23 protein-coding genes are annotated in these 25,148 nt (G+C 41.2%); 1 reads left to right on the top strand and 22 read right to left on the bottom strand.

What is annotated here, in order from left to right:
- Positions 1–232: 232 nt before the first annotated feature.
- The gene (locus tag IGJ74_RS03670; protein ID WP_086299161.1) at positions 233–706 is read right to left on the bottom strand and encodes a DUF1456 family protein; all 474 of its coding nucleotides are present in this window, start codon (positions 704–706) and stop codon (positions 233–235) included.
- Between the two features lie 135 nt (positions 707–841).
- Positions 842–1,639, bottom strand: coding sequence for a hypothetical protein (locus IGJ74_RS03665; RefSeq protein ID WP_207463027.1), 798 nt, complete (start codon positions 1,637–1,639; stop codon positions 842–844).
- Positions 1,640–1,949: 310 nt separating this feature from the next.
- On the opposite strand from IGJ74_RS03665, the gene IGJ74_RS03660 reads away from it, so the two are divergent.
- Positions 1,950–2,399, top strand: a complete 450-nt coding sequence (locus tag IGJ74_RS03660; RefSeq protein ID WP_087665134.1) for a DUF305 domain-containing protein — start codon at positions 1,950–1,952, stop codon at positions 2,397–2,399.
- A gap of 131 nt (positions 2,400–2,530) precedes the next feature.
- On the opposite strand, the gene hisIE is transcribed toward IGJ74_RS03660, so the two are convergent.
- The 20 genes from hisIE to IGJ74_RS03560 form a co-directional block, all read right to left on the bottom strand.
- Complete coding sequence (hisIE, locus tag IGJ74_RS03655; protein ID WP_005237439.1) at positions 2,531–3,163, bottom strand: bifunctional phosphoribosyl-AMP cyclohydrolase/phosphoribosyl-ATP diphosphatase HisIE; 633 nt, start codon at positions 3,161–3,163, stop codon at positions 2,531–2,533.
- A 38-nt stretch (positions 3,164–3,201) separates the two neighbouring features.
- Positions 3,202–3,960 (bottom strand): imidazole glycerol phosphate synthase subunit HisF, encoded by a 759-nt coding sequence (gene hisF / locus IGJ74_RS03650; RefSeq protein WP_061053830.1) that lies wholly within the window; start codon positions 3,958–3,960, stop codon positions 3,202–3,204.
- On the bottom strand, positions 3,957–4,676 hold the full coding sequence (gene hisA, locus IGJ74_RS03645) for a 1-(5-phosphoribosyl)-5-[(5-phosphoribosylamino)methylideneamino]imidazole-4-carboxamide isomerase (protein ID WP_087665133.1): 720 nt from the start codon (positions 4,674–4,676) through the stop codon (positions 3,957–3,959). The genes hisF and hisA overlap by 4 nt, the downstream gene beginning before the upstream one ends.
- A complete protein-coding gene (gene hisH / locus IGJ74_RS03640) occupies positions 4,673–5,296 on the bottom strand; it encodes an imidazole glycerol phosphate synthase subunit HisH (RefSeq protein WP_087665132.1) in 624 nt (207 codons plus the stop codon). Before hisH ends, hisA begins: the two co-directional genes overlap by 4 nt.
- A 66-nt stretch (positions 5,297–5,362) precedes the next feature.
- Entirely contained in the window at positions 5,363–5,956 is a 594-nt protein-coding gene (gene hisB / locus IGJ74_RS03635; protein WP_005225202.1) for an imidazoleglycerol-phosphate dehydratase HisB, read from the bottom strand.
- On the bottom strand, positions 5,953–7,011 hold the full coding sequence (gene hisC, locus IGJ74_RS03630) for a histidinol-phosphate transaminase (RefSeq protein ID WP_087665131.1): 1,059 nt from the start codon (positions 7,009–7,011) through the stop codon (positions 5,953–5,955). The genes hisB and hisC overlap by 4 nt, the downstream gene beginning before the upstream one ends.
- Positions 7,008–8,288: a histidinol dehydrogenase gene (hisD, locus tag IGJ74_RS03625; protein WP_087665130.1), complete on the bottom strand. Its 1,281-nt coding sequence runs from the start codon at positions 8,286–8,288 to the stop codon at positions 7,008–7,010. Before hisD ends, hisC begins: the two co-directional genes overlap by 4 nt.
- Entirely contained in the window at positions 8,285–9,844 is a 1,560-nt protein-coding gene (hisG, locus tag IGJ74_RS03620; protein ID WP_087665129.1) for an ATP phosphoribosyltransferase, read from the bottom strand. The genes hisD and hisG overlap by 4 nt, the downstream gene beginning before the upstream one ends.
- Before the next feature lie 286 nt (positions 9,845–10,130).
- Positions 10,131–11,969 (bottom strand): glucose PTS transporter subunit IIA, encoded by a 1,839-nt coding sequence (locus IGJ74_RS03615; RefSeq protein ID WP_087665128.1) that lies wholly within the window; start codon positions 11,967–11,969, stop codon positions 10,131–10,133.
- A gap of 88 nt (positions 11,970–12,057) precedes the next feature.
- The gene (locus tag IGJ74_RS03610; protein ID WP_218193320.1) at positions 12,058–13,503 is read right to left on the bottom strand and encodes a glycoside hydrolase family 1 protein; all 1,446 of its coding nucleotides are present in this window, start codon (positions 13,501–13,503) and stop codon (positions 12,058–12,060) included.
- Positions 13,493–14,299 (bottom strand): MurR/RpiR family transcriptional regulator, encoded by an 807-nt coding sequence (locus IGJ74_RS03605; protein ID WP_005237449.1) that lies wholly within the window; start codon positions 14,297–14,299, stop codon positions 13,493–13,495. Before IGJ74_RS03605 ends, IGJ74_RS03610 begins: the two co-directional genes overlap by 11 nt.
- A 313-nt stretch (positions 14,300–14,612) precedes the next feature.
- Positions 14,613–15,455, bottom strand: a complete 843-nt coding sequence (locus tag IGJ74_RS03600; RefSeq protein WP_034878757.1) for a Cof-type HAD-IIB family hydrolase — start codon at positions 15,453–15,455, stop codon at positions 14,613–14,615.
- A gap of 250 nt (positions 15,456–15,705) precedes the next feature.
- On the bottom strand, positions 15,706–16,089 hold the full coding sequence (locus IGJ74_RS03595; protein WP_005237452.1) for a DUF7006 family protein: 384 nt from the start codon (positions 16,087–16,089) through the stop codon (positions 15,706–15,708).
- Positions 16,090–16,625: 536 nt separating this feature from the next.
- Complete coding sequence (locus tag IGJ74_RS03590) at positions 16,626–17,282, bottom strand: HAD family hydrolase (protein WP_034878760.1); 657 nt, start codon at positions 17,280–17,282, stop codon at positions 16,626–16,628.
- 280 nt (positions 17,283–17,562) lie between these two features.
- The gene (locus IGJ74_RS03585; RefSeq protein WP_005237455.1) at positions 17,563–18,177 is read right to left on the bottom strand and encodes a hypothetical protein; all 615 of its coding nucleotides are present in this window, start codon (positions 18,175–18,177) and stop codon (positions 17,563–17,565) included.
- 233 nt (positions 18,178–18,410) lie between these two features.
- On the bottom strand, positions 18,411–19,700 hold the full coding sequence (locus IGJ74_RS03580; protein ID WP_016620579.1) for a CapA family protein: 1,290 nt from the start codon (positions 19,698–19,700) through the stop codon (positions 18,411–18,413).
- Positions 19,701–20,137: 437 nt separating this feature from the next.
- Positions 20,138–22,240 (bottom strand): BglG family transcription antiterminator, encoded by a 2,103-nt coding sequence (locus IGJ74_RS03575; protein ID WP_218193319.1) that lies wholly within the window; start codon positions 22,238–22,240, stop codon positions 20,138–20,140.
- Positions 22,241–22,263: 23 nt separating this feature from the next.
- A complete protein-coding gene (gene dapA, locus IGJ74_RS03570) occupies positions 22,264–23,169 on the bottom strand; it encodes a 4-hydroxy-tetrahydrodipicolinate synthase (protein WP_218193318.1) in 906 nt (301 codons plus the stop codon).
- Positions 23,166–23,831 carry an SIS domain-containing protein gene (locus tag IGJ74_RS03565; RefSeq protein ID WP_005237461.1) on the bottom strand — a complete coding sequence of 222 codons (666 nt, stop codon included), beginning with the start codon at positions 23,829–23,831 and terminating at the stop codon, positions 23,166–23,168. Before IGJ74_RS03565 ends, dapA begins: the two co-directional genes overlap by 4 nt.
- A gap of 24 nt (positions 23,832–23,855) precedes the next feature.
- Positions 23,856–25,142, bottom strand: a complete 1,287-nt coding sequence (locus IGJ74_RS03560) for a PTS ascorbate transporter subunit IIC (RefSeq protein ID WP_218193317.1) — start codon at positions 25,140–25,142, stop codon at positions 23,856–23,858.
- Between the last annotated feature and the right edge of the window lie 6 nt (positions 25,143–25,148).

Genomic DNA, 25,148 nt, shown 5'->3' with positions numbered 1-25,148 from the left:
TGAACACGTCAACATTTGTATCAGAAATGACCAAACTTGTCAGGTTTCAACGAACAGGTTATTCAAACAAACAGATCGTTCACTTAACCTGCTTCTTCATGCTCCAAGCTTGGACTCGGTCAGTGTTCCAATCACTGATTTAAATTGTTATTTTTACACACATAAAAAGAGACACATAACATGCATCTCTTTAGGCGCCCCATTGTAAGTTCAGTCTATTATTGATTTTTTACTAGTTATCCCGATACTCGATCGTCAATCCTTTTAAAAAGTTGCGGGCATATTTGTCTAAGCATGGCTTGTAATTGCGATGGCCTTCTTTGCGTAAAATGGCGCCCAGTTCACCTTTTGAAACCGTAACTCCCGCTTGCTCGAAAATGTTCAGCATTTCATCCGTTGTTAGGGAAAGGGCGATTTTTATTTTCTTCAGCATCAAATTATTCACATTGCCATTGTTCAACTCTAAGACAGGTTCTGCAGCATCTGACTTTGTTCCTCGTTGCGAGCGAATCAAACCATTTAAGAAACGCTCAAAGGCTTCATTGGTACACTCAATCTCGTAGGTCTCAGGGTCTTTTTTCTTCAATAATTGTCTTACTTCTTCTTTCGTGAAAGAAGCGCCGCCAAGTTCAAAAATTTTCACCATGTCAGTATCTTTGATATCCAAAGCATAGCGTAAACGCGTCAAGCGATCATTGTGATTCATTCTATACACCATCCATTTCTTAGGTTGATTATAACAAATAAAGGAGCAAGTGATATAGTTTATTAATTTTCCCGGTAATATCGTTACCTTATTCCAACAAACTATAAAAATTTCTAACAGAAAAATATTAATTGTTTAGAGTGACGGCTCAATAAGAAAAGTTGGATTCGAAATAGAACTGAAAATTCTCTCGGCTAACCAATCATCATCTACTATGGTATTATTCCTCCCGAAGTATCCTCCCACAAGTTTGTATTGCCCATTTGAATTGTAGGGATATCCTGATCGTGGATTTTCTGTAATTTTTCCTATTCCATTTTTACCAATTTCAAAATAGTCATCTCTATACTCATGTTCAAAATTCATATAAGATACATTATAAAATCTATTGATTATCATCCCTGTAATAGTTGCATCTACCCCACTTTGATCAATCATTTCATTAATTTTTCTTGTGGTCTCTAAAGTGTCAAATCTTTTCGGAAATAATGCTTCAAACTCATATTGTTCTTGTGACTGTTCATATTGTAACTCTTTTTGAATATACAAACTCTTATTATTATAAGTACCATATACATAAATAATTTCAAAAACAGAAAAGTTCACATTATTCATTTCTCCTTTTTTTTGATTTAATGTGTAAAGAATCGTATTCTCAGATTCGTTTAAGTCAAATGTAAATGCAGGATGTGTATTGGCTTTATTGAGCTCAAACTCCTCTCTTTTAAGCAAATTTTGTTCTTCTTGAATTATCCTACTATTTTCAGAGATTTTCATTTGAACATCGTTTGATTTATAACTTATAAAAATTGATCCTAATATTGATAATGAAATAGGAATAATTTCTAAACAAATTTTTCTTAGTTCTTTACCAACTTTTTTATTATTTTTTTCTCTAGTTAGTTGGTTATATCTTCTATAATATCTTTTCATCGTCACACCTCAATTTTATTTTTTTAACATAATTAAAACGTTAATTATATATTTAATATTTTTTTTAATCAAATCCAATATTCTTATCTTGCTAGACTCTTATTTACAATCTACGCATAATAAAGCTTTATATACCAAAGTATTAACATAATAATGTATATCGCTTCTCTCATTCTACTTCCTCCGCTATACTTGATTTAGGGAGTAAATTTATTCTAACAGAACAATAAACGAAAAAAAGCATCTGGTACGATGATGTTTTGGATTGCTTTATTGTTTTTATTTTGTATACAAAAGGGAGAGGAAAGAAATGAAGAAGTATGGGAAATTTTTGGTAATGATTGGGGTATCGACGGTGATTATGTTTTGTATGATGTATTTCAATGTCTATGCCCTCGATCATATTTTTTTCAGCCAAACCCGCCTGTTTATGGCACTTATGATGGGCGCGATGATGGCGATCATCATGCTATTGTTTATGTGGAAGATGTATGACAACAAGAAAATGAATATCGGCATTCTAGTTGTCAGTGTTGCACTCTTTTTTAGTTCACTTTTTATGGTCAGAAGCCAAACTGCCGTGGGAGATACAGCCTGGATGAAAGCCATGATTCCCCATCATTCGATTGCGATTCTAACCAGTAAAAATACCGATTTGTCTGATCCAAGAGTAAAAGAACTTGCAGAAAAAATCATCGACGCACAGGAAAAAGAAATCAAAGAAATGAAAGAATTGATCGAAGAGTTAGAAAACAAATAGCAATTTTATGTGCTCACTTAAAGAACCAGCAGATCAACTTTCTCCTCACGGATGAGAAGCCCTTCAAGCAATAGCTGAAGGGCTTCTTTTTTATCGTCAGCTACTTTCTTTCTACTGAAAAATCCTGACCGTTATTGCATCCGCTCTTGTTTGACTTTCTTATCCACAACATGACGCTTGGCAAGCTCTTGGCGAATAGCCGCTAAATCAATCCCCATTTCTGCCATTAAAACCAATGTATGATACGCCAAATCAGCAATCTCATAAACGGTTTCTTGACGGTCTTCCTTCATCGCCCCAATTACGACCTCGGTTGCTTCCTCGCCGATTTTTTTTAAGATTTTTTCACTGCCTTTTTCAAACAAGTAGCTGGTATAGCTGCCTTCTTGTGGCGTATCTTTACGACCTTTTATCAGCTCATACAACGCATCGATGGTTGGAGAGGATTTTGTACCATAAAGCACCTCTGTAAAGCAGCTTTCTGTGCCTGTATGGCAAGCAGGTCCGTCTTTTTTTACTTTGGCGACTAAGGCATCTTGATCGCAATCTGCGGTCAATGATACTAAATGCTGGTAATTGCCGCTAGTTTCTCCTTTGCGCCACAATTCTTGGCGACTGCGGGAATAAAAGGTCATCAATCGGTCCTTCAAGGTCAAGGTCAAACTTTCTTGGTTCATATAAGCCAAGGTCAAAACTTCATTCGTTTCCACATCTTGCACGATCACTGGAACCAATCCTTGTTTATCAAATCGTACTTGCACCATGTTATCCACTCCTTCTGTTGCCTGTCAAAACGCCAACGCTATACGGTTCGTACGGGAATATCGACGGCCTGTAATTGTTTTTTTAGCTCTGGGATTTTTACCTCGCCATAGTGAAAAATCGAGGCTGCCAACCCTGCTTCAATATTTGGCAATTGAAACAGCTCGATAAAATCGGCACTTTTGCCAGCACCACCGGATGCGACGATCGGTAATTTGGTGATTTCGCTGACAGCTTTCAGCAAGTCGAGATCAAACCCCTGCTTCACGCCATCGGTATCCATGCTGTTGATGACTAGTTCACCAGCACCTAACTGCTCAGCTTGGTGAATCCACGCCAATACTTCTAAGCCTGTATCTTCCCGTCCGCCTTTGGCAAACACATGCCAGTTCTCACCGACACGGCGAACATCAACGGATAAAACAACGCACTGGCTGCCATAGCGTTTCGCGCCTTCTGCGATCAGCTCTGGTCGGCGAAGCGCTCCCGAATTGACGCTGACTTTGTCGGCGCCACAGTTTAAGACTCGCTCAAAATCTGCTACTTGATTGATGCCGCCCCCCACCGTCAAAGGAATAAACACTTCTGACGCCACGCGCTGCAAAATGTCCGTGAATAAGCCGCGTTCTTCTGCAGAAGCAGTAATGTCATAAAAAACCAGCTCATCGGCGCCTTGTTCATTGTAAAAACGCGCCAAAGTCACCGGATCATTGACATCTTTTAAGCCAGCAAAGTTGACCCCTTTCACGACTCGCCCATCTCGCACATCAAGGCAAGGAATGATTCGTTTGGCGATCATGACCTTTCCTCCCCTGCTGCTAAGACATCGGCCAATTGGAGACTGCCGTTATATAAGGATTTCCCGACGATCACGCCAGAGATCCCCAACTGTTTTAATCCTTTGATATCTGCCAATGAAGCCACGCCGCCAGATGCCACGATGTCGCAATCCAATTGATTGAGTTTTTCGTATAGCGGCAGATTGATGCCTTCTCCTGTACCGTCACGGGAGATTTCGGTAAAGATGATCGTTTGCGCGCCCCATGCCACCAATTGTTGGCAAAAAGTAAACGCGTCTGTTGCCGTTTTCTCGAGCCAGCCTTCCACTGCCACTTTTTCTTCCTTGGCATCGACTCCAATGGCGATCTTATTGCCGTATTTCTTGAGCATCGCTTTTGTGAATGCTGGGTCTTTCTGGGCAATCGTGCCGAGGATCACCCGATGAACGCCTGCTGCCAAACAATGTTGGATCGTTTCCTCCTCACGAATCCCGCCGCCAACTTCGACAAACAGATTGGTCTGCTGGACGATGTTTTTTGCGATATCAAAGTAATGGAGTTTGCCGGCTTTGGCACCATCTAAGTCGACGAGGTGCAGATAGTTGGCACCCGCTTCTTCAAATGAACAAGCAAATGCCACAGGATCATCCCCAAACACTTCTTTTTGCTCATAGTCTCCTTGGTACAAACGGACCACTTTTTGATCTAACAGATCGATTGCTGGAAAAATTTTCATAGCGGCACCTCCGTAAATGCTTTTAAAATCTTCAACCCGACTGCCCCGCTTTTTTCTGGGTGAAACTGAGTGCCGAAGACATTGTCTTTTTGCACGATACCGGGAATTGCTAGACCATAGTCACTGTCTGCCACGACATACTCTTGGCAATCAGTAGCAAAATAACTGTGGACATAGTAGACAAAGTCTTGTTCCCCTAGACCGCTGACTAAGGGACTTTCTTTTCTGACAGTCAAACGATTCCAACCAATCTGCGGCACTTTCAGATTCAGTTTGGCTTCTTCAAAGGCGCTTTGCATGGAAACGATCCGTCCTGGAATCAAACCGAGCCCCGCATGTGTGCCAAACTCCTCACTGCTATCAAACAACAGCTGCATCCCTAAACAAATGCCTAAAAAGGGTTTGCCAGCTGCTGCCAATTCTTGGATCGGTTCGATCAGCGACAACTCTGCCAACTTTTGGCGGGCATCGCCAAAAGCCCCTACGCCGGGTAAAAGAATGCGGTCGGCAGCTTTTAATTCTGCTAGTGAACGCGTGATTCGGCAGTCAACACCCAAATAGTCCAGCGAACGAGACAAGCTGAACAAATTTCCGACCCCATAGTCGATGATTGCTAACATAATACGCCCCTTTCCTTATCTCATCCCTCTGTGTGGAAGATACGTAATCATTTTCCCCCTCATGAATCACTGAATCGTCCCTTTGGTTGAAGGGATCTCATCTGGGGCTGCTTGATTGATCGCCACCGCTTCACCTAAAGCACGCCCAAAACCTTTAAAGCAAGCTTCCACAATGTGATGGCTGTTTTTGCCAGCGATTTGATGGAGATGGATCGTAGCACCTAATTCACGGGCAAAAGCAATGAAGAATTCTTCAACCAACTCCGTATCAAACTGCTGCCCGATTTTTTCACTCGGTATCGCCAACTCTACGACTGCCATGCCGCGACCGCTAATATCGATCGCTGTCATAACTAAGGCTTCGTCCATCGGCAGCAGCATACTACCATAGCGTTTGATACCTCGTCGCTCCCCAAGACTTTCTGAAAACGCTCGGCCAATGGCGATGGCAACGTCTTCTGTTGTGTGATGGGCATCTACTTCTGTATCGCCATCACAAACCAACGTCAAATCAAAGCGACCGTGGCGGACAAATAATTCCAGCATGTGGTCTAAAAACCCCACACCAGTCTTGATTGATTGCTGACCAGTACCATCGATCGTCAACTGCAGGTGGATCTTGGTTTCCGTCGTATTGCGGGTAACTTCTGCTTTTCTCATTCCTTCACCTCTTCTATGATCGTTGTTAGCACCGTCATCAGTCGTTCCATCTGGGCCTTCGTTCCTACCGTAATTCGTAAATACTCTTTGATGCGGGGCTGATTGAACCAGCGGACGAAGATTTTCTGCTCTTTCAGTGCCTGATACAACTCTTTACCGGCAATCGCAGGGTGCCTTGCAAACAAAAAATTCCCTTGGCTGTCGGTCTGCTCAAAGTCGAATTTCGCTAGGGCTTGCTTGCTCCACTCACGCACGTGGATCGTTGCTTGGATTTTCTCATCGACATACGCTTGTTCCTGCAAAACTGCTGCACCAGCGGCTTGGGTCAAACTATTGACATTGTACGGATTCAAGCTAAATTTCAACCGATTCAAGTCTTGGATCAGTCCTTCATTGGCAACCGCAAAGCCTAAGCGTGCTCCTGCCAGCTGCCGAGATTTCGAAAACGTCCCCACAACCAAGAGATTTGGGTATTGATCGATCAAAGAAACCATTGAAGAGCCGCCAAAATCGATATAGGCCTCATCGACTATCACTAAGCGATCGGGATGCCGTTTTAGAAAGGCACAGATTTCGCTTTGTTCTTGATAAACCCCAGTCGGGGCATTGGGATTGGCAAAAATGACGGTCCCTTTGAGTGAATCGTAGTCCGTTAACGCGATTGAGAAATCTTCTTGCAGCGGAACAACGGTGGCAGCGACTTGGTACAAGGCACTATATACTTGATAAAACCCGTAGGTCACATCGGGAAAGGCGATGCCGTTTTCCGTGAAGCCTTGAAAGAGGTAGGACAAGACTTCGTCACTGCCATTACCGAGAAACAGTTGGGCTGGCGTAACGCCAAGATAGGCAGCCAGAGGGTTTGTCACCACTTCAGCAGCAATATCCGAGTAACGATTCAGCTTTTGGGCGGCATCAGCAACCGCTGCTTGAACACTTGGCGCTGGCGGATAAGGACTTTCATTGGTGTTCAGTTTAATAACGACTTGCTCATCTACTTGTTCCCCCGGTGTATAAGGAGTCAGCTTGTGATACTTTTGATGTAAAAAGGTCATTTTTCTCCCTCTCTTCGTACATTGATCGAACGGGCATGGCCGATCAAGTCTTCGGTTTCCGCGAACAACGCTACAGCTGGACCAGCTGCTTTCATGGCTGCCTCTGGGTAATACAAATAACTGCTTTTCTTAATAAAATCATCCACTGATAACGGCGAATAGAAACGAGCCGTCCCTTCTGTCGGTAGGGTATGATTTGGTCCAGCAAAATAATCTCCCAGTACTTCCGGTGTATGGTGACCTAAAAAGACACTGCCCGCATTTTCTACTTGTCCCAATAATGCAAAAGGATCAGCCACCGCTAATTCAAGGTGTTCTGGAGCAATTTGATTGGCAATGGTAAGTGCTTCGGTCAAATCTTTGACCAGAATCAGCTTTCCGCTAGATTCAAGCGCCGCAGCAGCAATGTCTTTGCGGGGCAGTTGCTTCAGCTGCAACTCAAGCTCGGCTTGTACTTCTTCAATCAAAGCTGCTTCTGTTGTGACTAAGATGGCTTGCGCTAAGGGATCATGCTCGGCTTGTGCCAAAAGATCCGCCGCCAGCCAGCGAGGATTTGCGCTGGCATCAGCGAGGATCAGCACATCGCTGGGCCCTGCGATCATATCGATATCAACTTCGCCGTACACCATTTTTTTCGCTGTGGCGACATAAATATTTCCCGGTCCGACGATTTTGTCGACTTTGGGAATTGTTTCTGTTCCATAAGCCAATGCCGCTACGCCATGGGCCCCACCGACTTTGTAGATTTCATCCACTCCGGCAACGGAAGCTGCCGCTAAAATAGCAGCCGGAACTTTTCCCTGACTGTCCGTCGGTGTGATCATAACGATTTTTTTGACCCCGGCGATTTTTGCCGGCAGGACATCCATCAAAACCGTACTTGGATAAGCTGCTGTGCCGCCAGGAACATAGACCCCGACTTTTGTTAATGGTAAGACCCGCTGTCCCATCACAACGCCATTTTCCTTCGTTAAGACAAAGCCTTGCTGGACTTGTTTTTGATGAAATGCCAAAATGTTTTCTTTCGCCTGTTCCATCACATTAAGCAGCTCGGGTGAGACGGCATGGACAGCCGCGTCTATCTCCCTTGGACTGACGGTTAAGGAAGACAAGGTCACTTGATCGATTTCCTCAATTAATTGAAACAACGCCTGATCTCCTTGCTGCTGAACACGGGCAATGATTTGGGCGACAACGGTTGAAACATCCTTCGTTTCCGACTGTTTCCTTGCCACAATCGTTTCGATCGTATCTTTTTGGGTCGAAAAAATTCTCATAATTGCTCCCTCACCTTCTCAATCACTGTTTGAATGCGTTCTTGCTTGAAACGCCACGTGGCGTGGTTGATCACTAATCGCGCTGAAGACGGCGCGATGTCTTGGATCACTTCTAAATCATTTTCTTTTAGTGTCGTCCCCGTTTCGACGATGTCAACGATCACATCGGAGAGACCTAATAAAGGGGCCAATTCAATCGATCCATGCAGTTGGATCAATTCCACCGAGCGACCTAACCCTTGATAAAACTGGCGGGTGATCTGCGGATATTTTGTAGAGACCCGCAGCGGTCGGGAGAAATCTTCCTCGAATTCCTTACGCGCCGCTACGGCCAAACGGCAGACCCCCATATGCAAATCAAGAAATTCGATGACTTCCGCCTTGCTTTCCATTAAAATATCTTTGCCTACGACACCGATATCCGCCACTCCGTGCTCCACATAGATTGCTACATCGCTAGGCTTGACTAAGAAAAAGCGCAGCTTGTTTTCTTCATCACAAAAAATTAGTTGGCGATTGTCTTTAAAGACGCCTTGCGCAGCGACTCCGGCTTTCGTGAACAAATCGTATACGGCATCCCCCATACGGCCTTTAGGTAGCGCAATGTTCAAATAGCCTGAACTTTCGTTGTCAGTCGGCACCTTTTGCCCTACATGGTTGAGCTTCATACCAAACCCGATCGCCCCTTGCGCTTTGCCTTGCCGACTCATTAAGCGATCATAACGGCCCCCATATAAAATCGTCTCTCTTGCTTCTTCGATAAATCCTTGAAACAGCAAACCACTGTAATAATCGGCATCATTTAAAATCGAAAAATCTAACCTTATTCGAATGGAGGCTGACAGTTGTTCTTTTTGCAATGCTTGATACAGTTGGTTCAGTTCTGCTAAACCAGCTTGAGCTTGGGGATATTCTGCCAGCAGTTCTTTGGCTTTTTGATACTTGGTTTCAAAATCACCTGACAAACGTACCAGTTTCGCTAATTTTTCAGCTTCTGTTGCTGACAAGCCAGCCTTTTCAGTCAGTGCATCCATGCCATGGGAACTCTTGTCCCGCAGGCAGTGCAGTACCTTTTGTCGATCCGCTTCGGGGAAGCGTTGGCAGATGCCATCCAAAATCCCCATATGAGACAGATCCAAGGTCCCTTTTCCCACCTGAGCCAAACTTTCCCACGCCAGTTTTACAACCTCCAGTTGATCTTCCCATGTGATTTGGTCAATGAGCTCCAAACCGATTTGATCGATCTTTTGGTATTCCCCTGCTTGGCGATCCTGTCGATAGACATCCTCCACGTAATACACTCTGCGCGCTTCTCCAGAAGGTGTATTTTTGGCAATCGACAAGGTGACATCGGGTTTTAGCGCCATCGTCCTGCCATCCGTGCCTGTAAACGTGATGATGGAAGAACCACGCAAGAACTGATCATTTTGCTGATAGTTGCGATACTCTTCAAAATTGTTCGAGTGATAAGGTGAAAAATGATGCTGCGTATACAATTTTCTTAATTTCAGTTCGACTTGTTCGGCTGGTTTCAATACATTCCATAACTCTTCCACACTTATCACTCCTATTTCATGCCACTGATTCGGCTTTCTCACTGTTAAAGGCTCGCTTTATCATCGATTCACCATCAGTTTTTCTAATAATACTAATGGTTTTGCCATAAATAAGCAATGGTATTTTTCGAAATATTCTGGATTTTTTCGATACAATTCATTGGTAGAGACAAAGAAAGGACATCAAATAAAAAAGCCCTGCTGAAAATTCAGGACAGGGCTTTCACTTGAAGGTATAGTTGATGTCTGCGTTAAGAAGCTTGAAAAAGAAATGATTGGGAACCCATTATTGAACTGAAAATAAATAATCGCTGCTATTTACTTTTTGCTGTATCGTCTGAGCAAATGGTTCATGATCAGCTGTGTTTGTGACAATGATGGGGATCGTTAGATCATAGCCTGCTGCACTGATTTCTTTTTCGTCAAAAGAAATCAGTTTTTCTCCAGCTTTAACGTATTGATTTTCAGCTACATAAAGAGTAAATCCTTTTCCATCTAAATGAACCGTGTCAATCCCGATGTGGATCAAAAGTTCGACCCCATTTTCACCTCTTAAGCCAATCGCATGCTTGGTGGGTGTAGTCATAATCACATAGCCATCAAAAGGAGCGACTATGGTCTCATCAGAAGGAATGATCGCCACTCCGTCCCCCATCATTTTTTCCGAAAACATCGGGTCCTTGACTGTCTCAAGGGAAATAACGCTTCCCGATATTGGACTGTTGACTTTCAAAGCATCTTCGGCTTTACTCATTTGACTTGCTTGAACTCTTTTTCGTTCTAAGAGAATCGTTGTAGTAAAAGAAACGCATACAGCTAGAAGAATGACGACAATTGCAAACCAAAAATTGCTATTGAATCCAGAACCATCTGTCGGGATAAAAGTCGGGATCGCAACCAGACCTGGTGAAACAACTGCATATTGTTTTAGTTGAACAAACCCTGCCATGATCCCACCTACTGCACCACCTAGAATCGCTCCTATAAAAGCACTTCGATAGTTGATCAAGATGCCAAAAATAGCCGGCTCGGTGATCCCCATCACACCAGTCAGTCCTGAAGAAAGAGCCAATGCTCGTTTTTCAGTATTTTTTTCTGTATAAGAAATAGCTAAGGCTGATGCACCCACGGCAACGTTAGCTGCTAGCATAGCCGGCATAACAAATGAATCATAGCCGTAGTCCCCTAACATAGCAAAGACCAAGGGGAACAACGCTTGATTGGTGCCGGTCATGACCAATAGCGGAGTCATTGCTCCTAAGACACCAACTGAAAACCAACCGAGTTTGTCGTATAAAAAGCTCAACCCACTAGCAATGTATCCGCCCACTGCATTTCCAATTGGCCCTAATACAATTAATGTGACAGGCACTGTAATTAAAATAACTAATAATGGCTTGACGAAATACTTGATCGATTGCGGAATACACTTATCCCCGATTCGATCCATTACCGCCATAAACAAAACACCAAATATTACGGGAATAGTCGTTGTATTATAGCTCATCGTTGGGATAGCGATTCCTAAGAAATTCAATCCTTCCACGCCATTGATCAATGAGTGGACGAGGATCGCACCTAGGAACATACCCATCAGCCCATTGATACCAAGTTTTCTGGCAGCACTATAACCGATATAAATCGGTAGAAAATAAAAACCCGCATCATTGATGGCATTTAAAATCGTGTAGGTTCCACTGTCAGCTGCAAGTCCGAAAAAGGTCACACCAATATTCAATACCGCCGATACCAGTCCAGCAGCTACCAATACGGGCAGAACTGGAACGAAGGTTCCACTGATAAAATCGACAACCAGCAAGCCGTAGTCTTTGAGGGTGCGCTTCGTTTTTCGTTCCTCCTTCGCCTGACCATTCATTTGATTTCGCTCTTCTGTAAAAATTGCATATACTTTTGGCACATCCGGACCGATGATCAGTTGAACTTCATGGCCTCTTCTCACTGTACCCAAAATAAGTTTGTTTTCTTTTAATTGCTTGTCATCAAAAGCGGTCGGATCACTTAGCTGTAGACGAAGCCTAGTAGCACAGTGATTGACTGTTTGAACATTTTCGATTCCTCCGATATTTTTTATAATATACGCAACCAGTTCATGATAGTTTGACATAGTGATTCATCCTCACTTTATTTTATAAACCGCTTTCATCAAAGTATTTTTTGGAGCGATAGAAGCTCTTTCTTCTATCGCTCATTTCTCATCCTTTTGGACGTACTAACGTTTGACCATTTGATTGGATCACTTCTTTATACCAATAGTAAGAATCTTTCGGGATTCTACGTAAATCCAGTAACTCTTCATCAGTTGTATTGATATAGACAAGTCCATACCGTTTCGCCATCCCATTGCCCGTACTCAAAAGATCAGTAAAGGACCATGGATTATAACCAAAGACTTTTGCGCCATCTTCAATCGCCAATCCGACTTGATAAATCTGATCATTTAAAAAATCAATTCGTTCTTGATCATGTACTTTTCCATCCTCACCTAGCTTCTCATGCGCCCCGTAACCATTCTCAGTAATCACCATTGGTAAATGATAGTGGTCTTCCATGTAGCGTAACAAGTAACGCATAGCAACTGGATCGATCTCCCAATCCCAATCGGTTGTCTCGACAAAAGGATTGACCGTTTGCGCAAAAATCCCTGGATAATTTGGGTAAACAAATTCCCCTTTTTTCCCCGATTTGTTCAACCCAATTTCTTGATGATCGGATGCCACTGGTGACTCCTTCGCTACGTTGCTACGGTAACAGTTGATGCCGAAAAAGTCGATTTTTGCTTGTGCAACCAATTCCATATCCCCAGGGCGAATATCGGGATCAATATTATTTTCTTTCCAATAACGTTTAATAAAACCATTGTATTCACGATTTGCATTAAAATCATTCCAGATTTTTTCCGTCAGTTCTTCTGCATTCATCGCTGCAATCTGATCTGCTGGTTTTGCTGACTCAGGATAAAACGGAACCATCCCAGGAACCGGGCCGATCTTGCCGTCTTCAACCAATTCATGACACGCAATCACCGCTTTTGCATGACATAGGTTCATAATATGATTGACTTTCCACTTATCTTCAAACCAAGTCTCTGGGTATTTGCATACTCCTAACCAGTCTCCATAGACAATTTGCATGTTTTGCTCATTAATTGCCAGCCAGTATTTCACACGATCGCCGAATGACTCAAAACAGGTTCTAACATATTGGTCAAATGCATCAATGATGCCTCGGTCGTACCAACCATTAAATTCTTCGTCAACCCAGACTGGCATATCGTAGTGATACAAAGTGACGATTGGAGTAATGCCATGTTCAACTAATTCATCAATCAGCTGATTGTAAAAGTCAATGCCTAATTGATTGGGCACCCCTGAATTATCAGGATAGATCCTAGGCCAAGCAATCGAAAAGCGATATGAAGTAAAGCCCGCATCAGCCATTAATTGGACATCTTCTTTGTATTTATGGTAATGATCAGCGGCAATCGAATTATCTGTATAGGGCTTTTTCTTTTTGCTGTTTAAGTCGATGATCGCAGTTGAACGCCCATCTTCTGCTACAGCCCCTTCAACTTGCCACGCCGCACTTGAAGCGCCCCATAAAAAATCCTTTGGAAATAGTGGTTTATCTTTATAATGCATGCCCATTGCCTTCTCTCTTAAATTTAAGTAAATAACCATTGAATAGTAGATCAAGTACGAAATCAATGCCATACGTATAGTAAAGCAGCTCAGTGATTTCTTTCTCATGTGTTTGTGAACTTAAATGATACAATTTATCAAAATAGCGGTTATAGATCGGGTTTCTATTATTTGTAAACAAAATCGTTGGTGCCTTGACCTCTTTTAGTATTTCAAGCATAGAAGAGACGAAGAGACCCGATAGCGAAAAAACAATGATCAAGGGATCTTGGCAATGTTCCAAGGCTAATGTCAGATCGCTCTTTGATGTTAATAAAGTAATTCTTTTACCAAAGATAACCATTCGCTGCTGGAAAGTTTTTACACTACCAGTAATATTGCTTGAACACAAAATCATAACTTCCCGGCTATCATTGATTAATCGGACAAGACGATCGACTTCTTGTGTATTAAACCGCAGACTTAATTCTTCCATTAGCGAAGTAATATTGGCTTGAAGCTTAGGCAAAAAATCAGAGTAGCCGTAAAACTTTAGAAATTCATTGATTCCATCATCAAAAGTTTCCGCGTTTTTTTTCATATCTAAAAAGTTCTCGTAGCCCAATTGTTTCGCAAATCGTCGAATGGAGGCCCGTGATACATGCTGCTCTTCTGCAATCTGATAAATGTTCCAGCGAGTCACGCTTTTGAAGTTCTCTAAGAAAAATTTAGCAAGTTCAAATTCAACCGTCCCTACTTCATTTTCGTTCACAATATGATTTAACTTATAAATGAAATTCAAGCGATTATTATCCATTTTTTTAATCTCCCTTGGCCAAGTTTGATTGTATCTAAATTATAACGTATCCGCTTCCAAAGTTGGGGTGCATGTCTTGTCCCCAGTTAAATCTTATCTAGAAATAAAAAAAGAGGCCCAGAATTCGGCTTCTGTCCCCTTTTACCTATTGTATGTTGTATAGTCACTGATAGTACTTCTTTCTAATCAGAGTCTTCTTCACAAGAATGAAGCAAAAAACTACTCTGTCGATCACTTTACAGGTCTTCTGAACTTTGTTGCTATGAAACCTGACTAGCATAAAAAAGCATGTGCTAATCATGTTTTTTAGTAGCTACACGAGGCCGTGCTTTTGGAGCGCTTGCGCAATCCCGCCGTCTTCTGGTCGAGCCGTCACCTCGTCAGCTACTGCCAATAGCTGTTCACAGGCATTGCCCATTGCAATTCCCGTCGCAACAGCTTCAAACATTTCGACATCATTATGGCCGTCACCAAACGCCAAGGTATCTTTGTTATCGATCCCTAGATGGTTCAAGAGAAAATCGATGGCTGTTTTCTTGTGGATATTCTTGATGCCGATCTCGCCGCTATCTTTGCCAAAAACAGGTACCGTACTGCGAATCATTTGGAATTGTTCGTGGTATTGGTCATGGACCTGTTCATAAGGAATGGAATGATTGATGAAGGAAACTTTGTTCACGTCATCGTAATCGATTTTCGCTTCGTCCTCAATCAGTAAATCAAGGAACCACTGAATAGTTTGAACGCGTTGTTTTCCTGCTTCACTTTCAACAGACTCACCTGCTAAGACGATCTCCAGCAAACGATTTCTTAGATTGGTACTTGCAAATAAACCTTGGTTCGATTCCAAGTAATACTCGATTTGGTTTTCTTTTAAGAAATCAATCAATCTTAATAAAGCTTCTTTTTCAAAAACTTTGTGCAAAATCACCTCATTATGCACCTCACAATAACCGCCGCCGGCACCAATCATCCCACTTAGGGGCAGTGCCAACACGTCTTCTGTAATTTCGGCCTTTGAACGACCGGTACATAAGAAAAATTCATGGCCTTTCTTATGTGCCGCTGTGATCGCTTGGCGTGCACTTTCTGGTACATTTCCAGCATCATCACATAATGTTCCATCTACATCTAAAAAGACAATTTTTTTCGTCAAATCATTCCCTCTTTTCTCACTCAATCAATAAAGCGCTCACATGAACGTACTTGCCGAACACAAGGTGTCAAGATCAGCTCCTTAGAATTAGTATAACAAATCACAAGGAAAGTGCGCTAGACTATTTTACTAGATCATAAGATGGGATTCTGTTATTGTGATCCCTCTTTCTATTCCTCTACTCCCGTGTTCATCGCGTTATTGCTCCATGTGTTCTTTCTTGAGATGGTTGAATTATCCTAAAATATGCTTACTCCTCACTTAAATAAATTAAACTCCATTTTGGTACTTGATTGTTTTTTTGACCTGTAAGCTCGCGATAATAAGATTTTTTATCATTTTTGATCATACAAATAATTTCATGCTCATCCATACAAAACTCTTTGCATAGGTTTGTTCTACTATTTTCAAAAAGTTCCAGTAAAATTTGAATCTGCGCATCTATTGCTAGAAGTGCTTTGAGCTGATCAAATAAATTTTTTGATCGATCATAATAAATGTACTCAAATTCATTGCAGAGTTCTTGATAAAAATGAAAAATTTTGGGGAAATCTGTCATTACCCCTAAACTTAGCAACACTTCTTTTGAATAACACAAATAGTCTTTCGGTTCCTTGATATTTTCTGATATCATATCCTTACTCCTTTACATCTATTTTTTTTTGGTGAAAGTAGCGCTATCCCTTCTGCTCGCTTTGATTTTCTTCCGATAGGTTTTTTAATTGAAGCTTAGCTGTCCAAAAACCACTAAAAATGATTGGGTCTTTAGCTCTTACCAATGCAGACACATTAAGAAAATCAGTTACGCCTATTATAGTTTCCCTTTCAGATTCTCTTATAATTACTTTTTATTAAATAAAAGAAATAAGAGTGAAAAAGAGGCGGCCCCGTTCCCTTCTGCTAAAAAGTAGTGCCCGAATGCAACTAGATCGTCTCTAATGACAAGAAAATGACTATAATATCCACAAAAATCAACAGATAGCTAAAATTGTTGCTTCATGTAAATAGACGCCCCATATCCATACCAACAAAAAAAACCAATAATCGAATCTATCGATCATTGGTCGAAACCTCAAATATACTGCTGGAAGAAGACGTTCAGTCCATTCTATTTTTCACGCTACAGATCAAAAATAGAAATGATTTTTAAACTGTATCAGTAAAAATAGATCAAGCATAGATATAATCTAAAATATCCTGCGGCGCTTCTGCCAAAGCATCTGGTTTTTCAGCGGAAAGTTTTTTCGCATCGTGGCTGCCCCAGGTAACAGCGATGGTTTTGACACCGGCTGCTTTGCCCATCTGGATATCAAAAATAGCATCTCCTACCATGATCGTCCTTGACGGATCAAACTGATACTGAGTTACTACTTTATTGATTCCTTCTGGATGAGGCTTGTAGTGGGACACCGCATCTGAGCCGATGATTTCTTCAAAGAACGCCACCAGGTTCTGAGCAGCCAAATTTCGTTTGACGACCGCTGTCTTCTTACTTGAAACCACGAAACAAGGAACCTTTCGTTTCATTAAGATTTCTAGGACATGGGGAATTTCAGGAAATACGTTCAAGGTACTTTCCTCGTATGTTTGATAATAGGTACGAAAAACCCGAATCAGTTCCGTTGCTGTTTCTTGATCCAATGGCTGTTCTGACATTTTAAAAAACGATTCTTCGATCGGTATCCCCATGTAATGTTCAATGACTACCTCACTCGGTACTTTGAGTCCCATCTCTGTAAAAGCTGCTTTTGTCGCCTTGATGCTGCATTCTCTCGAATCTAATAGGGTTCCGTCTAAATCAAATATCACACACTCAATCTTCTTCACGACATTTCCTCCTCTGAAAGATACTACAGCACGTTTCTCCAAAGTGCTTTTTAAATCCTGTAGTATTCCTTTTCATTACTGATTATCTCTATTTTAACACTAAAAAAAAGCATTATCATAATTTTCGATACCATCATTTATTTAATACTAATATTTTTATATAAAAAACGACTCAATTTGAAAACAGAGTCGTTTCTACCTGAAAAGCAGTCGAAGCTACAAAGAGGTCTATTCGTGAGAAATAAGGCTTCGATGCTCTTTTGATCACACAATTTTCTTTTTATTGTAAGATATAGCCTTTGCCCCAAGCGGTACGAACCCGTTTTTCAGTGTAGTCGTATTCATCTAATTTTTCATTGATTCGTTTCGCTAATATTGACAACTGAGATTTTCTCGAGTTTGTTCCACCATTTCCCCAAATTTTCCAACACAGGTCTTCTCGGTTAATAAATTGCTCTTCTCCTAAATTGTTAAAAAAGATCTGTTCTTGCAGACTAAGAAATTTAGGAAAGGATTCTTTCGTGACGGATGCTTTTTCTAACTTACGACTAATTGGTGGTAGTGCAGCCAAAAATTCTCTCAGCTCGACAAAAGAGCGATTCAGGTACGTGGCATTTTCAGCTTTTTCCATCCTACCTTCTTGTTCAATATTCCCTGGCAAGATACGGACGATTCGTTTTTGATAATAAGGAGCCAACGCCTGATTGATCAATAAAAATTCTGGATCTGCAATCGTTTCACTGACAAATAAGCAGTCAAATAATTTGGCGCTTTCTATCAACCATTCCGCCTCTTCTGTATTTTTCCCTACGAACACTTCATGACTCAAAATCTGTAACTCCCGCTGCAAATCAATCTCATATGATATATTTTTCGTCAGTATAATAATTCTCATGACACATCCTGCTTTCTTTCCCTTTTATTCAGAAATCATCTACTGAATCCTTTCCGACTCATTTCTGAATGCTTTATGTTGACATTATTACTTATTTTTATCAGTTTGAGGTGTCATTTTTTGTTCATAAATGATAGTCTACTGTCATGTTTTGTTGGAAGGAGCACCATTCGTTTCATGATTCGTTTTCTCGAGAGCTAATAAAAAAGCAACCTGTTGGTCAGGTTGCCTTATTAGTCATTTTGATTTTCTTTTTGCTGCTCCCACTTCAAATCTAACAGCTCCAGCATTTCATGGTAGGCGGTTTCTATGCGCTGTCGTTTTTCTTCAGGAACACGTTTGGCGTATTGTCCATCCGGTAGATAATCTTCGGCCAAGTAAACTTGAAAATCAAAGGCCTGTAAGACGCCGTATTCTGGATCATAATAGGTACGATCAGGGATCGGCTCTTTGGAGACCCAAGTTGGATGTAAGGCAATCTTACTTAAATAGGTCCGAGCTCCCTGTTTGGTGATCTCAACTTCTGGAATGACACCGCGTTCGGTCCAATAGTTGTTATTGACGGTTTCATAACGTTGATTCGACAATAAGTTCCCCATTGAATAAATGATAAATTTCTTTTCACCGTCCTTTTCGATGATTTCGGTTGGTTCTGCTACATGCGGATGGCCGCCGAAAATAATATCAGCACCAAAATCGATCATCTTCCGATAAACAGTTTGTTGTTCTTCCGTTGGTTCTAAAGAATACTCGACACCAGACTGAGGCATCACGATGGTGATATCCGCCAAGGTTTCCGCTTCTTTGATCTCTGCTTCCACTTTATCGAGGGACAAGTCTTTCAAATAGGTGTCATACTCTGCTTGAGTTAAGCTTTCTTCAAGTCCATTGAAGCCATAGGCATAGGCCAAGAGAGCAACTTTGATCCCGTTGACTTCTTTGACCAAAATTCCACTATTGTCGACCGTGACACCAATCGTTGCCAACCCTTGATCGTGAAAAGCAGCCGCCGTTGTTTTGACTCCTTCGATTCCCGTATCTAAGATATGATTATGAGCAAGATCGATCACATCAAAGCCCGCATCTTTGATGCTGGCAACGGCATCGATAGGCGCGTTGAATAAGGGAAAACCGCCAAGCGGTTTATTAGGATTGATGGTTCCTTCAAAATCACCCAGAGCAAGATCCGCCGATGCAATTAACGGTTTGACTTGCTCAAAATCATTGTCAAAATCATAACGCTTTCCATCGTAAGCGCTTAAATAAACAGGTGTATGATAAAGCATATCGCCACTAGCTGTCACTGTGATGGTTTTTACTTCTGGCTTTGTTTCGGTAGAACTACTTGATTCTTGCATTGGCTTAGTCGGTTTTGTCGATTCTGCTGTAAGACGCTGTTCGGGGATGCTTGTCGCTTGAATCACTAGATAAATCACTCCGAATGTGATCGCCAATAATGCTACACTTAACCCAGCAATGATCCGCTGCCTTTTCTGATGTTCCTGTCTTCGTTGCTGTCTCATGAACCCACCCTTTCAATGTCCTTTTTCCCAAATTTTTATTCTATTACAATCGAAAGAGAGTGCTTCTATTCCCTTTCGCACAACATTCACTAAATAATATCTTTTTATTAAATAATTATACTATACTTTTTAGCCCCTTAATAGGTCATTTCATAAAGCATAAAAAACAGCCCGATCGTGATCGAACTGTTTCTCCACTTCTATGGTAGCTGATTTCCGAATGAATCTTTCTTGTAGAACTGGACTAACCTCAAACGGCATAAATTAGTATCATTAGATAATCCTTCGGCTGTTAACAGTTCTGGATGACATCCCTCGCTTTCGGATGAACAGCAGCAAACGATGAAGGCAAATTACTCCCCTTCGCACGCTTCTCTCAATAAAGACCAAAGAGTATATGCTTTATTCTATAATACTTACAGTTTTTTCGAAAAAATTTATACAACAGCAGTACGTAAAATCTCTGCAAACCAGTGATAAACTGTTTCCGGACATTCATGTTTTTCTAATTCTCGAAAAAAGTCTTTGGATTCAATAAGGGTAATAAACTGAGTCATCGCATTTAGATGCTGCTTGCTGTCTAACGCAGAAAGAGTAAAGATGTACTTTACAGGAATCGTTCCTAAGACATATACTTCAGATTCTAATGTTGTCAATCCCATGCCAAGTTTTTTTGCACCTGCTTCAGGAACCGTATGCGGTAAGGCAACTTGATCGACTATCACCATATAAGCACCTTCTGATCTGGTTTGTTGAATGATCGAATCGATGTAATTTCTAGTGATGATCTTTCTTTCAATCAATGGATTGGCTGCGAGATAAAAGGCCTCTTCCCACGTTCTGGCTTTTTTGTTTAATTGTATCAATTCTGGACGCATCATATCCAACAGCATTGCAGGTTCTTTTGTCTTTTTTTCTTTTTGAGACATGATAGATGCCGTTGGCGAGCAGGTCTCTTGTACAAATTTCTCTAAATGATGCCGCAGAGCTGACTCGCTGGTAACCGTTGAATATTGTTGAATAACTTGCATCAAGCCGTCGATCGTAACAGTATTGGGCTTTATACTTGTACTGGTTTCGAATTTGACATCTAAAAACAACTGGGTTCGTTCCTCGTAAGACATGATCGGGTTTACTACAAAAATCGGTTTTTTTAACGGATAAAGTTGAAAGTTGGGTTTTGTCGTAAAAATGATATCGTAAGACTGATCAAATGAATGCAGTTCGCTTGTTTCAATCGGTCCCAATAAGATAAAAGAGGGAAAGATTTCCTTTAATTCATTGTAAATGATTGCTGAGCTTCCAATACCATTTGGGCAAACAACGACCCCCACTTTTTGTTGCACCATATATTCTTCAGAATTCCTGATCAAAAGCGCAAAGTGCATTGTTAAAAAGGCTACTTCTTCATCTGGAAGCTTTGAATCAAAGCTATCACTGATTGGTCTCAAGGTTTCTTTTACGATCTGATAAAGGTCATTATATTTTTCAAAAATTTTCTCCTGCATAGGATTGATGATCGGTAATCGAAACAGCATCCGGAAATAGGTCGGTCGAAAATGACTATATAATTGCTTGATGACAGAGTGTTTATCCTTGAAACGAATACCTGAAAGCAATTCAAATCTCTCGACGATTCTTTCTACCAAGTCAATGATGACCAAATTTCCTTGAAGCCATTCCTTTTCATTCCCTAATGCCATTCCCAGGACCCACCCACAGAGATAGTTCTTTTCTATACTATTCATCACCCCTGCGTTTTCTAAAATTTCTTCAGCAAAGCGGTACTCCTTCATTTTTACTAACTCATGATCATTAGAAAAGGGCTTTAGATTAAATTCATTCAAGCCCATTCTTGGGTATAAAAAAATAAGGATATAGTTCAATTCAATCAATCTATTTTCAACTAACTCTATCGCATGTTTTTCTAAAAGAAGAGAAAGATAGGTGTCCTGCTCATCCGCCAATTGTATTCGTTCGTTATGAATAAAGTAACGGTAAATAAAATCATCGTCCTTGCTAGTCACATCTTCCAAAATCATTCGAAATAAAGCGTAACGAATCATCAGTTCATCACCTGCTAAGTGATACCCCTCTTTTCTCGAGTAACTGATTGAAATATCGTACCCATGTAATTCCGCTTGTAATTTGCGCAGATCACTCATAAAGGTTGTTTTGCCGATTTTTAACGCATCTAAAAAATGGTTGACCGACAGATAGTCTTTCTCGTAGTAAAAGAGCGTCAAAAAGATATATTTTCCTCGTTCTTTTGAACTCATCTCATAATACTTAAACATACGCTCACGTAAAAATGACTCCAACAAATATTCCTTGCTTTTTTCAGGCAGTCGAATCACACTTTCCTTATTCACGCTAAGTGGTAGTTTTTGGGCAGATAGAAACTGGTTGATTTTATCAATGGTATACTCTATTTGAGTGCGGTTCATAGAATAATTCCGCTGAAGATAATCGTAACTGATGGTCGGTTTTTCAATCAGAGCCATCATCATCTTTCTCGTCCTATAGTCAATTTTTACCATCAATGTTCCCCCATTTCTGCAGCCTACTGTTCTACTTTCAATGTAAATCCTTCCGCTTGTACATATTTTTGAAGCACTTGATCTACCTGCTGCTTTTCTTCTTTCGTAAGATCTAGAACAGGCAGTTTCGGTAACCCAACATCCTGTCCGATTGCCCGCAAACAGTATTTCAGCCCAGACGGAATCGTTGAGCATTTGCAGGCTTCTCTAAAATCATCAATACTTGCTTGTTCTTGCCGCGCTTGTTCTATGTTTCCAGCTACAAATTGTTCATAGATCGCCACATCTGTTTTCGTCACAACATTTGCGGTTGAAGCCACAGAGCCATCTGCTCCTAACTGTAGCGCTTCTAAAATCTTAGAGTCGCTTCCCATCAGCAAAGAGAAATCCTCTCGATGATTTAATTCAAGATAGCCCTTGAAGTTTTCTAGATCACCGCTTGAATCTTTTATCCCAATGATCGAGTCAATTTTGAGTAATTCCGAGAAAACATGACGATTGATGAAATTTCTAGTATTTGGCGGAATATTGTACAAAATAATTGGTAATGTCGTTTGCTCAGCAATCACACGGTAATGATGAATCAGCTCCTCATCGGTATACTTCAAAAGATATGGCGTTATGATGGAAGCAGCATCAACGCCGATTTTTGCAAACTCATTTACTAATTCAATCACTTTATTCGTTGCGATGTCTCCGGCACCTGCAAATACTGGTACTCTGCCCGATACTTCATCGACAACGATTTTTGCAAACTGGATTTTCTCTTCTTTGCTTAAGGTATGAAATTCGCCATTGGTTCCTAAAATAAACAACCCGTGGACACCACCAGCAATCAAATGCCTTACAAGCTTTCTGGTGCCCTCTTCATTGATGCCGTTCTCATTTAATGGTGTGACCATTGCTGGTATAATTCCTCTGATTTTCATTGCGTAAGCTCCTTTTTTGTCGTTGCTCCTAAGCTTCCCCCTGGATGCCATTTAAGGTAATCTTCTAAATTGATTTCTTTTGCTTCTTGCAGCAACACCGACAGAACCTGCAGCTGGATCATTTGGGCGATCACAGAGGAACGTGGCGGTTTATTCAATGAGTCCCCTTCTTGGGAAACATAAGAAGACAATGTGACTTCAGCACAGGAAGCTAGGGAAGAATCTTCATTTCCTGTTACCGCTAAAATTACAGCGCCATTGGCTTTTAAGGCAGCAAGTGCATATTCTAATTCTTTGGTGTTCCCACTATTACTTATCGCAATCACTACATCGCCAGCCACGACTTGTCCTGCCGATCCGTGCACAGTTTCGGTTGTGTCTAAAAAATAGGTTGGCGTGCCGACAGATGAGAAAAGTGAAGCTGCATAGCCTGCTACATAGGAACATTTTCCCACGCCTGTTACATGAACACGCTTATGATTTTTTTCTGCATGGAGAATAAGTTCTTTGGCCTTCACCATCTGTTGATAGACTTCTTCTTCTTCAAGCCGATAAAATTGAGCATCGCTTTGGGCTTTTAAATTCGTACTATATTCAAACAAAACGTTTTTTTCATTCAATACAGATTTTCCTTCCTTATAGCAAGGAGAAATTGTATCCACCTTTCTCCTTGCTAATCATACTGTTTAACTAAATAGTTTTAAGATTTTATCTAGTAAAATTCCGATAATATTGTAGTCGATTTGAGGAAATCCAGCGTCTGTGATGCCTAATTCAGAAAAAGCTGGGAAAAGCACCAAAGGCAATGCAGTCAGCAAAATACCGCCTAAGAAGGATGCGATGATCGCCCCTTTCAACCCGCCTCTTATTGAACCAAAGACACCCATTGTTCCACCCGAGAAAAAAGCAATCCCAGCTGCTGGCAAAAGTACAACGGGAGAACCCATAGCAGCCATGGCAAACGTCGCTGTTAAGCCACCTATAAACGAGGTAATAAAACCGACAGGAACCATGGTTGGCGCATATTGGAAAAACACAGGAACATCTACTGCCGGCATTGATCCCGGGATATATTTTTCAGAGATCGCCACGAAGGCAGCCGTTAATTCAGCAATAAATTGACGCACACCATAAATCAGTACAGACATACCCGCCGCAAATTGCAACCCTTGAATCAACGGATACAAGAACCATAAGTCGTTGCCAGCCATTTCTTGAACGACATCCATATGACCACTTAAAACTGCTGCGATCGTTGCAATGTAGAAAAGAATAATCATGAAAAATGCAACAGAGAAGACAATATCTCGGAATACGGAGAAGAAATCAGGAAGCTCACGATTGGCTGCTTTCTCTTTCTTTGCTTGCCAATTTTCCCCGCCAATGACACTGCCGATGACACCTGAGAACCAGTAAAAAATCAAGTTAAAGTGACCTAGTGCAACCCCTGCATTACCTGTCAGCTCATCTGTATATTTCTGAGCCAATTTGGGCAACCCTGCTCCTGCAAAACCTAGTACCAAAGAACCAAAGATAACTGTTACCCAAGTGGGCATACCATTCGAAATAAAAATCAACCCAATGACAGCAGCAAAGAAAAGATAATGCTGACCGGTTAAGAAAATTGATTTTAAAGGCGTCAATTTCGCAATAACTAATCCGAATATGAACCCTAGCCCCATAATCATTGATATTTCAAAACCATATACATCCATAGCTAACGCTGTAGCAGGCTCTACTGCCAGAACCGTCCCTTGAACACCAAATGCGGTCTGAAACAACGTGGCGAAATTTGCAGCAATCGTTCCTACATGACCACCACCAATATTAAAAATCATAAACCCAATGCCCACTTTGAGGACACCGCTCAGGGTCTCCTTCGCAGGCTTTCTTTGTGCAAGTAACCCGATCAAAGCTAAAATCATTAGCAACACAGCAGTATTTCTGAATTGGTTCATTACTAAAATTGCCATTCAATT

Origin of the sequence: Enterococcus sp. AZ009, assembly GCF_050548785.1 — a bacterium.
In the GTDB taxonomy this organism is placed as follows: domain Bacteria; phylum Bacillota; class Bacilli; order Lactobacillales; family Enterococcaceae; genus Enterococcus_D; species Enterococcus_D entomosocium.
Note: the sequence above shows the minus strand (reverse complement) of the source record. Positions and strands in the feature narration are given on the sequence as shown.

Excerpts from the sequence above, each read along its gene's own strand:
- IGJ74_RS03670 (WP_086299161.1), bottom strand. The coding sequence starts at position 706 with ATGAATCACAATGATCGCTTGACGCGTTTACGCTATGCTTTGGATATC.
- IGJ74_RS03665 (WP_207463027.1), bottom strand. The coding sequence starts at position 1,639 with ATGAAAAGATATTATAGAAGATATAACCAACTAACTAGAGAAAAAAAT.
- IGJ74_RS03660 (WP_087665134.1), top strand. The coding sequence starts at position 1,950 with ATGAAGAAGTATGGGAAATTTTTGGTAATGATTGGGGTATCGACGGTG.
- hisIE (WP_005237439.1), bottom strand. The coding sequence starts at position 3,163 with ATGGTGCAAGTACGATTTGATAAACAAGGATTGGTTCCAGTGATCGTG.
- hisF (WP_061053830.1), bottom strand. The coding sequence starts at position 3,960 with ATGATCGCCAAACGAATCATTCCTTGCCTTGATGTGCGAGATGGGCGA.
- hisA (WP_087665133.1), bottom strand. The coding sequence starts at position 4,676 with ATGAAAATTTTTCCAGCAATCGATCTGTTAGATCAAAAAGTGGTCCGT.
- hisH (WP_087665132.1), bottom strand. The coding sequence starts at position 5,296 with ATGTTAGCAATCATCGACTATGGGGTCGGAAATTTGTTCAGCTTGTCT.
- hisB (WP_005225202.1), bottom strand. The coding sequence starts at position 5,956 with ATGAGAAAAGCAGAAGTTACCCGCAATACGACGGAAACCAAGATCCAC.
- hisC (WP_087665131.1), bottom strand. The coding sequence starts at position 7,011 with ATGACCTTTTTACATCAAAAGTATCACAAGCTGACTCCTTATACACCG.
- hisD (WP_087665130.1), bottom strand. The coding sequence starts at position 8,288 with ATGAGAATTTTTTCGACCCAAAAAGATACGATCGAAACGATTGTGGCA.
- IGJ74_RS03615 (WP_087665128.1), bottom strand. The coding sequence starts at position 11,969 with ATGTCAAACTATCATGAACTGGTTGCGTATATTATAAAAAATATCGGA.
- IGJ74_RS03610 (WP_218193320.1), bottom strand. The coding sequence starts at position 13,503 with ATGCATTATAAAGATAAACCACTATTTCCAAAGGATTTTTTATGGGGC.
- IGJ74_RS03605 (WP_005237449.1), bottom strand. The coding sequence starts at position 14,299 with ATGGATAATAATCGCTTGAATTTCATTTATAAGTTAAATCATATTGTG.
- IGJ74_RS03595 (WP_005237452.1), bottom strand. The coding sequence starts at position 16,089 with ATGATATCAGAAAATATCAAGGAACCGAAAGACTATTTGTGTTATTCA.
- IGJ74_RS03585 (WP_005237455.1), bottom strand. The coding sequence starts at position 18,177 with ATGAGAATTATTATACTGACGAAAAATATATCATATGAGATTGATTTG.
- IGJ74_RS03580 (WP_016620579.1), bottom strand. The coding sequence starts at position 19,700 with ATGAGACAGCAACGAAGACAGGAACATCAGAAAAGGCAGCGGATCATT.
- IGJ74_RS03575 (WP_218193319.1), bottom strand. The coding sequence starts at position 22,240 with ATGGTAAAAATTGACTATAGGACGAGAAAGATGATGATGGCTCTGATT.
- dapA (WP_218193318.1), bottom strand. The coding sequence starts at position 23,169 with ATGAAAATCAGAGGAATTATACCAGCAATGGTCACACCATTAAATGAG.
- IGJ74_RS03560 (WP_218193317.1), bottom strand. The coding sequence starts at position 25,142 with ATGGCAATTTTAGTAATGAACCAATTCAGAAATACTGCTGTGTTGCTA.